The sequence below is a fragment of the Gilliamella sp. Choc5-1 genome, from assembly GCF_001690595.1.
GTDB lineage: Bacteria > Pseudomonadota > Gammaproteobacteria > Enterobacterales > Orbaceae > Gilliamella > Gilliamella apicola_M.
This window is the reverse complement of record NZ_LZHH01000035.1, coordinates 1-13727: the sequence shown is the minus strand read 5'-3', so window position 1 is coordinate 13727 and position 13727 is coordinate 1. Positions and strand designations below refer to the sequence as shown.

11 protein-coding genes, 1 other RNA gene and 1 pseudogene are annotated in these 13727 nt (G+C 33.4%); 3 read left to right on the top strand and 10 right to left on the bottom strand.

What is annotated here, in order from left to right:
- The 8 genes and pseudogenes from A9G35_RS03365 to pcnB all read right to left on the bottom strand — a co-directional run.
- A pseudogene (locus A9G35_RS03365) lies at positions 1-524 on the bottom strand (helix-turn-helix domain-containing protein); the annotation flags it as partial.
- 110 nt (positions 525-634) lie between these two features.
- Complete coding sequence (locus tag A9G35_RS13835) at positions 635-781, bottom strand: hypothetical protein (RefSeq protein ID WP_255305932.1); 147 nt, start codon at positions 779-781, stop codon at positions 635-637.
- A gap of 523 nt (positions 782-1304) precedes the next feature.
- On the bottom strand, positions 1305-3140 hold the full coding sequence (sppA, locus tag A9G35_RS03360; protein WP_065635677.1) for a signal peptide peptidase SppA: 1836 nt from the start codon (positions 3138-3140) through the stop codon (positions 1305-1307).
- Between the two features lie 24 nt (positions 3141-3164).
- Positions 3165-3986, bottom strand: a complete 822-nt coding sequence (gene apaH, locus A9G35_RS03355; RefSeq protein WP_065635676.1) for a bis(5'-nucleosyl)-tetraphosphatase (symmetrical) ApaH — start codon at positions 3984-3986, stop codon at positions 3165-3167.
- A 4-nt stretch (positions 3987-3990) separates the two neighbouring features.
- Positions 3991-4788 carry a 16S rRNA (adenine(1518)-N(6)/adenine(1519)-N(6))-dimethyltransferase RsmA gene (gene rsmA / locus A9G35_RS03350; RefSeq protein ID WP_065635675.1) on the bottom strand — a complete coding sequence of 266 codons (798 nt, stop codon included), beginning with the start codon at positions 4786-4788 and terminating at the stop codon, positions 3991-3993.
- Complete coding sequence (surA, locus tag A9G35_RS03345; RefSeq protein WP_081300099.1) at positions 4781-6094, bottom strand: peptidylprolyl isomerase SurA; 1314 nt, start codon at positions 6092-6094, stop codon at positions 4781-4783. Before surA ends, rsmA begins: the two co-directional genes overlap by 8 nt.
- Before the next feature lie 79 nt (positions 6095-6173).
- A complete protein-coding gene (gene lptD / locus A9G35_RS03340) occupies positions 6174-8540 on the bottom strand; it encodes an LPS assembly protein LptD (RefSeq protein WP_065635674.1) in 2367 nt (788 codons plus the stop codon).
- A gap of 76 nt (positions 8541-8616) precedes the next feature.
- Positions 8617-9951, bottom strand: coding sequence for a polynucleotide adenylyltransferase PcnB (gene pcnB, locus A9G35_RS03335; RefSeq protein ID WP_442903165.1), 1335 nt, complete (start codon positions 9949-9951; stop codon positions 8617-8619).
- 429 nt (positions 9952-10380) lie between these two features.
- Here pcnB and oxyR point away from each other — a divergent pair, with 429 nt between their 5' ends.
- The 3 genes from oxyR (at position 10381) to ssrA (ending at position 12837) form a co-directional block, all read left to right on the top strand.
- Entirely contained in the window at positions 10381-11307 is a 927-nt protein-coding gene (gene oxyR / locus A9G35_RS03330; RefSeq protein WP_065635672.1) for a DNA-binding transcriptional regulator OxyR, read from the top strand.
- A gap of 39 nt (positions 11308-11346) precedes the next feature.
- Positions 11347-11988, top strand: a complete 642-nt coding sequence (gene fabR / locus A9G35_RS03325) for an HTH-type transcriptional repressor FabR (RefSeq protein ID WP_065635671.1) — start codon at positions 11347-11349, stop codon at positions 11986-11988.
- 484 nt (positions 11989-12472) lie between these two features.
- Positions 12473-12837, top strand: a transfer-messenger RNA (tmRNA) gene (gene ssrA / locus A9G35_RS03320).
- A 352-nt stretch (positions 12838-13189) separates the two neighbouring features.
- On the opposite strand, the gene A9G35_RS03315 is transcribed toward ssrA, so the two are convergent.
- The gene (locus tag A9G35_RS03315; RefSeq protein WP_065635670.1) at positions 13190-13381 is read right to left on the bottom strand and encodes a tail fiber assembly protein; all 192 of its coding nucleotides are present in this window, start codon (positions 13379-13381) and stop codon (positions 13190-13192) included.
- 3 nt (positions 13382-13384) lie between these two features.
- Positions 13385-13727: integrase core domain-containing protein (locus tag A9G35_RS03310; protein WP_141673754.1), on the bottom strand; the 343-nt coding region annotated here is incomplete at its 5' end.

The window sequence follows — 13727 nt, the reverse complement described above, 5'->3', positions numbered from 1 at the left end:
TGCCCTACATAATAGGTATCTTGTGCACATAAATATCCCGGATGATGTGTCTCAATTTCACCATGCGCTTCTTTTGATGCTTTGGCTTTTTCAAGGGCTTGTAATTGATTTTCAGTGAGCACACATCCTTCTTGTGCCACTTTGGTTTCTAGGGCTATTAAGCGTTTTTTAAAACTTTCTAAATCGTGACGTAGCCAAATAGAGCGTACCCCACTCCCTGACACCATGATGCCTTCTTGACGAAGTTGATTGGCAACTCAATGTTGCCCATAAGCTGGATATTCATAGGCCATATTAACAACGGCTTGTTCTATATGTGGCTCTACCCGATTTTTTTCGATAGGCTTTTTACGACTGATTTCTTGAAGCGCAAGCTCACCCCCTTGCTCATACAATTTTTTAAAGCGATAATAGCTATCTCGACTGTATCCCATGACTTTGCAAGCTTGTTGAACGTTACCGAGTTGCTTAGCTAATTCTAGTAGTCCTAATTTGGGTTTAATAATTTTGGCTGTTTGATTCATTTCTGCCTCTCCTTTTTGTGTTATAAAATAACTTAAATGTCAGATTAAGTAAAGACTATTACAGCTTATGCTTATTGGTATAATCATAAACGATTACATTCTTCGTTAGGTTACTTGCCTCCCGTTGAATTTAAAAAACACTTACCCCTTAATTTTTTTGTTTGAAAATGTGTTGCCATTCCATTTTGAGGGACAAGCGCATCTAACGAGATTTGCTCTATTTTTTCGGGTGTCGCTGGCGTTGGTTTTTTTAACATAGAAGAATTCCTCTTATAATGGACTCTTCTCTATTAGATCAAAGAACTCGCCAAAAAGCGAGCTCTTTGTCATCAATCTGAGGGCTCTAAATTAAGCCCTTTTTTGTTAACATTTTATTAGAGTATTTTTAAGCGCTGGTTTGTTAAAAAGTTTCAGGAATACCCCCTCGTTTCAGTATAAAGTAAAATGATATAAGTGATTATTCAACAGGGTATGATTTATTTAAACCTATAATTAATCGTAACTGGCTTTTAATGTCTAATTATAGCTCTTATACAGTGAGAACAACTGATAATATTTATCTTGTGAATCGATTGGGATTTAGCCATTATATGGATTTACATAATCGGGAGGTTAATGCCCCCCCTAATTATCAATATATTCAAGAAGCGATGGAGTATATGCGTTATTTTTTCCAATCAGGAAAAAAATAGTTTAACAGATAAAAACAATTAATTATAAATTTAAAGTTAGGAATAAATCATTATCTACCACGTTCTCGTGGTAGATAATGATTGTTTATTAATGCACATCTGCACAATTTAGGCAGTAAATATAGCGATTTTGTGGATCGTGAAACTGATTCCATAAAGAAACATGTTGTTGAAGTTGTTTTGCTTCTGGAAGTTGTTCAAAAAATATTTCTGCTGTTGATTTAGGTAACATGGCAAACAGATCTGAATAAAATGCATTAAACCAACTTCCTTGTGGTTTTTGCCAGTCAATTTCATAATCAGTTAAATTAGCTAATGTTGCCGCAGTTTCAATGGCGTCATCAAAATCACCTAGTTTATCTACAAGTCCAATTTTACTTGCTTCTGAACCTAGCCAAACTTGACCTTGTCCAATTTTATCGACTTGTTCTTTTGTCATATTTCTAGCTTGTGCTACTAACGAAATAAACGTTTGGTAACCGTTATCAATATTCATTTGAATTAATTGGCTCATTTCGTCAGGTAGGTTTTTTGTTGCGGTATTGCCTGCTAATGGTGAGGTTGTTACGCCATCACTATAAACGCCAATATGAGATAACGAGTTTTCAAAGGTTGGAATAATACCGAAGATACCAATAGAACCAGTAATTGTATTTGGACTAGCAACGATATAGTCGGATGCAGTTGATATCCAGTATCCACCTGATGCAGCCATTCCTCCCATAGAAACAACAACAGGAATTTCATAACTGCGTAATGCTTCTAGCTCGCTACGAATTGCTTCGGATGCATCAACGCTTCCTCCCGGGCTATTTACTCGTAATACCACCGCTTGAATGTTATGGTCGTTTAAATTTTTACGAATATTTCTTAATTGTTCAACAATGTCTTGGCTACCAGCAATGTTACTATTATTTTCACCATTGGTAATAGTACCATTGACGAAAACAACAGCGATAAGAGGTTTTTGTTCGTTGTTCTCACCACCTGATTTTTTATCTTTTTTTGATTTAAGCTGATAATCATAGATGCTGACTTCTTGTTTATTACTGAATTCTTTTTCGTATTGGTAATTGGATGCAAGCGCATCGACTAATCCATTCGATATAGCATATTGAGCCAGATTGCCATTGCTTGCTTTTAAATTTTCTAACATAACATCTGGTGTCGGAACTAGCTGTGTCGCAGCTTTTTTACGTTGTGTTGAAATATCATTAAGATAATCATTCCACATAAGTGTTAACCAACGTGTCGTATTACTTTTAGCTGCCTCAGACATGTCGTTGCGAATAAAGGGTTCGATAGCTGATTTATAAGTTCCTACTCTAAAAACATGTGTATTAATTTTTAAATTCTCAAGTAAGGATTTATAGTATAGGTTATTTGCAGCTAGTCCATATACATTAACAGACCCAAGTGGTGTTAAATATATTTTATTGGCATAACTAGCTAAATAATATTGGCTTTGGTTAAAATTAGAACCAAAAGCATAAATTGGTTTATTTGCTTCGCTAAATTTTTTTAGATATTTGCCAAGATATTGTAGCGAACTCATATCTGCACCAGTAAAATTATCTAATTTAAGGACAATTTTTGTAATATTTGGATCCGCTGTTGCTTGGGCTATTTTTTGCGTTAATTCAAATAAACTGTTTTCGCGCGAAGTATTTACTTTTTTGCCATAAATTTTATTTTGTAAGGCATAGATTTCATCACTGTAAAGTGTGTTATCTACAATAGTACCCTCAATATCTAAAATCAATGCACCATATTGTGGAGTAATTTCTTGTTTTTTTGCTTCTTTAATTAATGCAATGCAGCTAAAGATTAAGATAATAATAATTAGGAATATTAAGTTAAGAAATATTTCCCTAATAAAGTTAATCACTTTCCATATTGATTTAATGAAAGATAAAACAGACATAATAATTGATCCTTTCGTAGTAGTTTATCTAATTTTTGCTTCGATATTTTTCTTTCTAAAGTATTTTTTATCTTCAAATCGTAGGCATGTTAGCTTTCCACCCCAGCAACACCCTGTATCAAGTGCATAAATATTTTCGGGAGTACCTTTTCCATTTAATGAAGCCCAATGTCCAAAAGCGATACTATATTCGCTAGGAATTTTGCTTGGTAATAGAAACCAAGGTTTTAGTTTTGAAGGTGCGTGTTCAGGTGATTTTTTATAATAGAAATCTAATCGACCATCTTCATAGCAAAAACGCATACGAGTTAATGCATTAGCAATATAACGTAGTCTATCTAAACCTTGTAATCCTGACTGCCATTCATCTGGAAAATTACCGTACATTTTATCAAGAAATAGGACATAAGAGTCACTAGATAACATAACATTTAAATCATGAGAACATTTTTTTAGTGTTTCAAGATTCCATTGTGGTGAAATGCCCGCATGAGTCATAATGAGTTTTAATGATTCATCAATTTGAGCTAATGGCTGTTTACGTAACCAATTCATCAATTCATCAAAATCTGGTGCACGAATGATTTCTTCAAGATTATCCTTTTTTTGGGCAGGCGTTACATTGGCATAAATAGATAATAAATGTAGGTCATGATTGCCTAATACCAACCTAATTTGGTTGGTGTTATGTTTGACAAATCTTAGCACTTCTAGCGATTTGGGTCCTCTAGCAACAAGATCACCGGTTAGCCATAAAGTATCTGATGCCGAGAATTTTGCTTTTTCAAGTACTCGCATAAATTCATCATAACAACCATGAATATCACCAATGAGAAGGTTTGCCATAATTTTATTTCCATGCGTTTGCTAGTTGGCAGTATTGTTGTACTGTTAAGTTTTCAGCACGTAAATTTGGGTCAATTTCTAGTTCGATTAATTGTTCTACAGTAAACATATTGCTTAGGCTATTGCGGATAGTTTTTCGTCTCTGATTAAACGCTTCTGTAGTTAATCGAGACAGAATTTTTATATCATGAACCAGATAAGGTTTCTCTTTATATGGAATTAACTTAACTACCGCAGAATCTACTTTTGGAGCTGGTTTAAATGATGTTGGCGGTACTTCCAATACAGGAATAATCTGACAATAATATTGTGCCATAACACTGAGTCTGCCATAGTTTTTACTATTAGGAGCGGCTACAAGCCGAGTAACTACTTCTTTTTGTAGCATAAAATGCATATCAGTAATAATGTTTTGATGTTCAAATAAATGGAATATCAAAGGTGTTGAGATATTATATGGTAAATTACCAAATATCCTTAACGGTTTATCTAATTGATCTGACAACTGATGAAAGTTAAAAGTTAGTGCATCTTGCTCAATAACCGTTAATTTATTACTTAAAAGTGGATTTTCAATTAATCTACTAGCTAGATCTCTGTCAATTTCTATAACAGTTAAGTGATCAATATGTTTACTTACAGGTATTGTTAATGCAGCCAGTCCTGGACCAATTTCAACCAGTGCTTGATCTTTTTTGGGTTGTATAGCCGCAACAATACTTTCGATAATATAATCATCATGCAAAAAATTTTGCCCAAATCTTTTACGGGCAAAATGTCCTTGATGTACACGACTATTCATGTTTACCTTCACCTGTAATTTTAATATAAGCGTCACCTTTTATTTCTTGAAGCCATACTTGATATTCTTCGGAGAATTTGCGATTAAAAATAAGTCGATAGGCTTGATCTTTATTCATGGTATTTGTTCCATCTACTTGTCTTGTATCAATCAATTGAATTAAATGCCAACCATAAGACGATTTTATAGGTTGACTAATTTCGCCTTTTTTTAGATGAGTTAGAGCATTTCTAAAATTATTATCATAAACTTCAGGGCGATTCCAACCTAAGTTACCCCCTTTTCCTGCCGAACCGGTATCTTCAGAATTTATTTTAGCTGCAGCCTCAAATGCTATTGTGCCATTGATAATTGATTTTCTAATATCAGTTAATTTTTGTTTTGCAGTTTTATCTGTTACCAATACGTTAGTTTTTATCAAAATATGTCGTGCATCGACTTCTTGAATTTTAATTGTTTTTGGTGCTTCTGAACGAGTATCATCAACTTTTAAAATATGCAAACCTACACCAGAACGGATAGGACCAATAATATTTCCTTTTTCTGCACGCACTAAACGTTCTTCAAAGATAGTAGGAAGTTCATTAAGTTTACGCCACCCCATATTGCCACCTTTTAGAGCAAAATCATCATTTGAATAAGATGTGGCTAATTTGGCAAAACTTTCTCCTTTTTTAGCTCGATTGATAATATCTTGTGCTTGATTTGTCGCATTATCTATTTGTTGTTTAGATGCTTTTTCTGGAATAGAAATTAAAATATGACTTATTTTTACATCAATATTATTGGTTGGTTGGCGAGCAATATTCTTTGCTAGATTTTCAATTTCTCTGTTTGACACTTTAATTCTTGGCCTTATTTCATGCATTCGAGTTTCTTCAATTAACATGTCATTGTGAATTCTTTCTCGGTAAGAGCTATAGCTAATTCCCATTGTTGATAGTCTGCTTCGAAGTTGATCTATAGTCATTCCATTTTCAGCAGCAATTCTACTAATAGCATTTGTTACTTCATTATCACTAACTTTGATTTTAGCTTTAGCGGCTTTTTGTAAAATTAAATTTTCAATAATTAAGCGTTCAATGATTTGTTGTCTAAGTACTTTATCATTAGGTAAATTTTTAGGATCGGCACTTGCTTTAATTGTTTTTAACATATCATTAACATCGCTTTCTAAAATGACATTGTTATTAACAATTGCCGCAACTTGTTCTACAACTTTTGGTGCAGCATTGGCAGATAATGGCATCATAATTCCTAAATTAATGCTTAAGCTTAACGCGATAAAAAGTTTTAATAATTTCATATTTATTCAACTCATTTTGTTGTTGCAATATTGACGGCCTGTAATAAATTTATCAGTAGTCCATATTTATAAAGATATTTTACTCAAATGCTGTTGTATATGGTAACTTACCAAAATTTAGCATTTTAGCTTTGGTGTCTCGATTATTACCTAATCCTTGTAACTCGAAGTTAATAGATAGCTTATTTTCATACTTACTTCTTCGAGAAGTGTTATCCCAATCAGTTAGTTTTCTACCATATTGTACCGTTGTTCCCCAACAGCAGTCACTATAATGTAAACCAACAAAACCATCGGTAGTTTGTTCTAATTTAATATCGTAATAGTATGAGCCAACAGCACTAATTGTTTGTGATAATGGCCAAGAAGCCATTATTCCTGCTTGACTAATGTCTTGTTTATAACCTCGATAAAATGGGTTTTTATCAACAGTATCAATATAGTTACGATTGGCATAGCGATAAGATAATTGTACTAACTTATCACTTGATGGGTGATACTCAAATATTGTATTAGCTAATGAAATCGTATCAATTCTAGTATCATATTGAACACCACTGCGAAAAATCATATTATCACTTATACGCCAAAAATTATCAGTTGCCCAAGTAATGCTACCTGTATCTGAGTTTTCGTCTAAATCATTATTATGTTCACTTGTTTTTGATTTAGTAAAATAAGTAATTTGTCCAATTGACAAGTTAAATTTTTCAACCTTATTATCATCATAAAACCGAGTTGTTACTCCAGTTGATATTTTATTCGTTGAGGCAATTCTATCTAAACCGCTGTACGGTTGATCTCTAAATAGACCAATATAATCTGATTGTAATATAGTAGAATCATAGTTGCTAATATTAGATTGGTTTCGGTATGGAATATAAATGTATTTTACTCGCGGCTCTAAGGTTTGTGTATAACCGTCGATAAAAGGCATATCACGCTCAAAGATCACTTTACCATCGATACTAAATTTAGGTAAAAAACGATATACGCTTTTATCTAAATATTTATATTGTTCAATGTCTTTTCGAATATTATCTTGATTATAATGAGTTGCCATAAACCCTGTTTCAGTGGTCAATGATGACCAAGAATTGGTTAAGGTATAATTTAACGTTGGCTCAATATGAGTTCGCCATGCTTTAGGTCTATTTTCTCCTGATGTTAAAAAACGAGATACTTGAGAGAATACTCTAAATTTGAACGGCCCCAAATCATTATTATAGTAACTCACGTCAAGTTGTGGTTCGGTCTGGTAAAGGGAGTTTTTTAGTTCTGAATGAAATGGCTGAAAGTGTCGATAACCTAATGCAATATCCCAATACTTGTCGTTATATGCGATTTTATAAAACTGGGTTAAATACCCAGCAGTTTGAAAGGTATATTTAGAGTCTAGGTTTGTGAGATACTGATTGTCACTAACTCGCGTTGTATCAGCATAAAAACGCCAATTATAATTAATTAATTCTTCATTTTTCCAATGGAATAACCAACGATGGCGATTGTCATCATAATTATAACCATTGATATGATTTTTTCTATCTTCACTATATTTACTGTCATGTTGTAGCCACTCAAATGCAAGTGTACCTAAACCTAATTCATTTAAATAGCGGAATTCAGTTTGTAATTGTATACCACGTTTTTCTAAAACTCTGGGTGTAAAGGTTGCATCGTAGTTTGGGGCAATATTCCAATAAATAGGTAGTGAAAAATCTATGCCATCAATACTATCATAGCCTAAATTAGGCATTAATAGCCCTGAACGACGTTTATCCCCCGTTGGCAATTGTAAATAAGGCGAGTATAGAACAGGTATTTTGCCAATACTAAATATGGCATTCCATACTTCTAGCAATTGTTCTTCATTGTCATGAATGACCGTTGTTCCCTTAATGTTCCAAGTATTGTCATTAACAGGGCAAGATGTATAGTTACCATTTTTTAAAATAATATATCGATTCTGTTCAAGTTTCATTTGATCGGCATTACCCCGACCAAGTCTATTAACAAGTTGATATTGACTAGGGCTCATATTTGCATCATTATTATTTAGGTTCATTGATGCATTATCACCTTTCATTTGTATTAAATTATCTTGATAAGTAATATTTCCTTCTAATGTTACTATTCTGTTATTGTTGTCTTGGGTATCGATCGTTACTTTATCCGCTTGAACAGTGCGGTTACCTTGTTCTATTAATACTTCACCTTTGTATATGGCAATATTGGGATATAATGCTTCTAATTGATTAGCTTCAGCGTTTACTGGTAAAGTGTTTGTATCTCCATTGACTAAAGGGCGAACAAACCTTGGAACGTTTATCAGACATTGAGGGTTATTGCTAATAGAATCTTTTGGTAAACCAATAGCATAACTAGGAATGTTATGCAAAGAGAGAGTAATGATTATTGCAATAAGAGAAGGCGCTAATTTTTTCATCAATGATTTATAAAGTTATTATGATTATTTTAATTACAACATTATAGCCGTTATTTATAAAAGTGCGAATTAAAAATTAACGTTTTCCCTTGCGTTTATTCATTTTATTTAGCTGTTTTACCATCATTATTCTTTTTTCGATTGAAGTGAATTGAAACTCATCCCACCATTTTGCTAATTCTAAAAGTTCTCCTTTCTCGATTGATGCTCTCATTTCTAAAAGGTCATAAGCAGCTCTAAATTTAGGGTGTTCTAAGATAGCAAATGCGCGTTTACCATGTCGTTTTTTCATACGTAGTTGTAAACGCCAAATATCTCCCATTATGGTGGTTAAGCGTCTAGGTATGGCAATACTTTTACATTGTTCACTTAACACTTCGTTAATTGCCATCGAGAACGAATCATGGAATGGCAAGCCACTTTCGATACATGTTGCTTGTGTTTGTTCAATTATCGGATACCAAAAAAAGGCTGCAAATAAAAATGCAGGATTAATGCGCTTGTTGTTAGCGATACGATAATCAGTGTTTTTTAAAACTTGCTCAATAATTTTTTCTAAATAACCGTTCTGATTTTTGGCAAACAAACGATCAATAATAGGAAATAACTGTTCGAAAAGACAATATTCTCTTAGTAACTTGTAAGTTTTATAACCATTTCCTGTTTGTAATAGTTTTAATGATTCATCAAAAAGTCGAGCTGAGGGGATATTTTTCAGTAATGGCGCAAGATCTTTAATTGGCTCAGCGGTTGCAGGTTCAATTTTCATCTTTAGTTTTACCGCAAAACGAACTGTTCTTAGCATTCTAACCGGATCTTCTCGATAACGCGTTTGTGGATCGCCAATTAATCGGATAATGCCTTTGTGTAAATCTTTTAATCCTCCACAATAATCACGTAATGCAAAGTCTTTTACACTGTAATAAAGTGCATTCATTGTAAAATCCCGACGAACAGCATCTTGTTCAATGGTTCCGTAAACATTATCACGGAGTAACATTCCTGATTGGGAACGTTTAGCTATATTATTTTGTTCATCCTGACTGCTATGATCACCTCGAAAAGTTGCTACTTCAATAATTTCTTTACCAAACATAATATGAGCAAGACGAAATCGTCTTCCTACTATACGACAATTACGGAAAATTTTTTGAATTTGTTCAGGTGTTGCATTTGTTGTAATATCAAAATCCTTTGGTATTTTACCTAAGATGAGATCTCTAATGCAGCCACCAACTAAATAAGCTTCATAACCTTGCTTATTTAATCGATGAAGGACTTTTAATGCATTTGCACTAATATCTTTACGAGATATATTATGTTCATTACGTGGAATAGCCACGTAGCCAACCTTTTTTGGTACTTCATGACGAAAAAGCTTTTGATAAAAACGTGAAACTTGTTTAAAAATAGTGCACCCCAAAAAGTGTATTGACTTAATAACATATAGTGTACAATTATATCGTAATTACTAGTAAGTTTCCATTTTTCTTAAAATGTGTTTTTAACTCAATAAAATTATATTTTTCCAAGAGACCTTAAATATTCTATTTGATTTTTTAAACTTAATTATCAACAATAGTCATTAGTATAACAATATTAACAATATCTAATGAACAAATACAAATTTGGGTTGCTCAGATTTTGCATCTAAATAATTGATTAAAATAAATAAAATTATACTCAGAACTTTTTTACTTACTTATTTGTTTGTTAACTATAATTTATAATGCATTATAGTTAAGAAATTATGAAGAGCTTTTTAATGTTATTTATTATAACCTTATAGATAGAAGTTGTTCGAGTATATATCATTAACTAATAACTTATTGGGGACATTATGAATATTCGTGATTTGGAATATTTTGTTTCGTTGGCTGAATTTCGCCATTTTCGTAAAGCTGCAGATGCGTGCAATGTAAGTCAACCAACTCTTAGTGGTCAAATTAGAAAATTAGAAGATGAATTAGGCGTAATGTTATTAGAACGTACTAGCCGCAAAGTGTTATTTACACAAACGGGTATGATGTTGGTTGAGCAAGCGAAAGAAATTTTGCGTAATATTCAAATCCTAAAAGAGATGGCAAGCCGTCAAGGCGAAGAAATGTCAGGGCCAATGCACATAGGGTTGATACCTACTATAGCACCTTATCTTCTACCGCATGTTATTACTGTCTTACATGAATCTTTTCCTCAATTAGAACTTTATCTGCATGAAGCACAAACTGCTAGCATTGTTGCTCAATTAGAAAGTGGAAAACTTGATTGTGCCATTGTTGCACAAGTTAAAGAAACCGCACAATTTATCGAACTGCCATTATTTGATGAACCTATGTTTCTAGCCGTTCGTGCTGATAATGAGCTTGCTAGTAAAAAGACTGTTAAATTATCAGGTTTAAAAGGTCAAAAATTTTTAATGCTAGAAGATGGCCACTGTTTGCGTGAACATGCAATGGGGTATTGTTTCCAAGTTGGCATTGATGAAGATAAACAGTTCAAAGCAACGAGCCTTGAAACGCTTAGAAGCATGATTTCTGCTGGAAGGGGTATTACTTTATTTCCAGAACTTGCCGCACCTAATGAACGAGTTCGTGATAATATTTGCTATATCCCATGTACAGATCCAGTACCATCACGCAGTATTATGTTGATTTATCGCCCTGGTTCACCATTACGTTCTCGTTATGAAACAATAGCTAAAACTATTCGTGAGCATATGCCCAAAGTGCTTGCTGAAAAAGAGCAATTGTTAAAATCAACAAATTAATAGTAGATTACATTTAAACGACTAGGATTGAGCTATTAAATGAAAAATATCAAGAACGGTGGCGGTGTTCGAGCTCAACAAAAAGAAAGAACCCGCCGTACTTTAATTGACGCTGCATTTAATCAACTAAATGCTGAGCAAGGTTTTGCTAGTCTAAGTCTGCGAGAAGTAGCGCGTGAAGCGGGTATTGCAGCTACTTCATTTTACCGCCATTTTCGTGATATGGATGAATTAGGTTTAGCGATGGTTGATGAAAGTGGTTTAACACTTCGGCAATTGTTGCGTCAAGCACGTAAGCGTATTGAAAAAGGTGGTAGTGTACTACGGACATCTGTTACTACCTTTATTGAATTTATTGATAAAAATCCAAAAGTATTTTTATTGCTTCTTCGTGAAAAGGCGGGAACCTCTTCGGCATTTCGTTCAGCTATTGCTCGTGAAATTCAACACTTTATTGTCGAACTTGTTGATTATCTCGATAATGCTAACAAAATGCCTCATCGTTATAATGAAGCTCAAGCGGAAGCAATGGTCACTATAGCGTTTAATGCAGGCGCTGAAGCGATTGATTTTGACATAGAACAGCGTCAAGAATTAATTGAAAATCTTATATTTCAACTTCGAATGGTTTCTCGTGGGGCTTATTATTTATATTATAAAGAGCAAATTAAGCAAGAATAATAAAAAAATGATAAAAAGTAGTACTTAAACTGAAAATATAGAAGCTAAAAAAACCACCCGATAATTCGAGTGGAAGGCAAAAAATGAAAAACTTAATCTGTTAATATAGACAAACTAAATGCATAAAAGTTCAATTCAAATTTAGATAATTTTCATACATTTTGTCTTGTTTTTTATAATGTATTGATTTTATTGTTAATAATTGTCATAAATTTTTTTGTCTATTTGCCAATAAGTTATAAATATGACTATCAGTTATTAATCATAATCAAAGGTTGTTAAATAATTAATACCTTTGATTTAATTTCAAAAAAATTATTTTTATACTTAAACGCATAGCTTTCCTGAAAGTTTTTAACAAAACTAAAAATAATAGTGATATAGTGCTATAAAAATTAAATTAATCCTAAAATAGGCTAACTTGTATTTAATTTTGAATTCACCTATAATGCTGCGATATTGTATTTAATTACCAATCATAATTGGGGCTGATTCTGGATTCGACGGGATTTGCGAAACCCAAGGTGCATGCCGAGGTGCGGTAGGCCTCGTAAATAAACCGCAAAAAAATAGTCGCAAACGACGAAAACTACGCACTAGCAGCTTAATAACCTGTATAGAGCCTTCTCTCCCTAGCCTCCGCTCGTAGGACGGGGATCAAGAGGAGTCAAACCCAAACGAGATCGTGTGGAAGCCTTGCTTGGGGCGGAAGCATTAAACTTAATCAAGCTAGTCTATCAGTAGCGTGTTTGTTCGCAGCGGGTAGATGAAATTCAAAAACAAACTACGCATGTAGTACCGAGGATGTAGAGATTTCGGACGCGGGTTCAACTCCCGCCAGCTCCACCACCCATCAAAATAAAACAACCAATAAAATCAAAGCGTTATAAAATAAAATCACTGTTTATTTATACATAAAACTGACTCAAAATAGACTATGTCAGGACATAAAAATGCACGTGAAATTTTTCCAGAGCATTTTGTTACTTCATCTCAACAGCGACGAAGATCACAATTTCGTGTTCTATCAAACAGCAAAAACGCTATACGATATCGCTGATTTTGTGATGCTAGAAGACGCTGTTGAGTATTGTTGGTTGAAGATTGAGAGTATTATACGATGATACTATTGTGGTTTTTTAGGAAACACAGCATTAACATCTGACGCATCAACACGAGTTACTAAAATGCGATATTTTTTCTATTGTTTTAGCTGCGCTTCTTCATCCGATTCTTGCATATCTAAATCAATGATATCTTGCAAAATAGCTATTTTTTCGTTAGCTTCGTTGATTAATGCTATTTTTAAAGCTTGGTTCATTTTAATGAGATGTTCATTTTTTGCATCTTCATCTAAAAAAATGAAGTAGATCAAACTTAATCTGACAGACACGTATTACTCATCGGCTTTCATTTTAACAAAATTCGTGTCCGATGAGCAAAATAAACTCTCCAATTGCTTTTCCTTAACCAACCCCTTTGCATCATTCCATGTTTGCCATGGTGTCTTCCCATAACAATATTTTCCAGAGTGTGCTCTTTCTCGATTGTAAAATTCAAGCCATTGCTCAATATCGTTTTGTATTTCACTCAATTGCGTGTAAATCTTACGCCGAAATAAAATATCATAACATTCTGTTTTCATCGTCTTATGGAATCGCTCACAAATACCGTTAGTTTGTGGGCTGTAGGCTTTGGTCTTGGTGTGTTCAATATCTTCTAGATTAAGATAAAGCTCA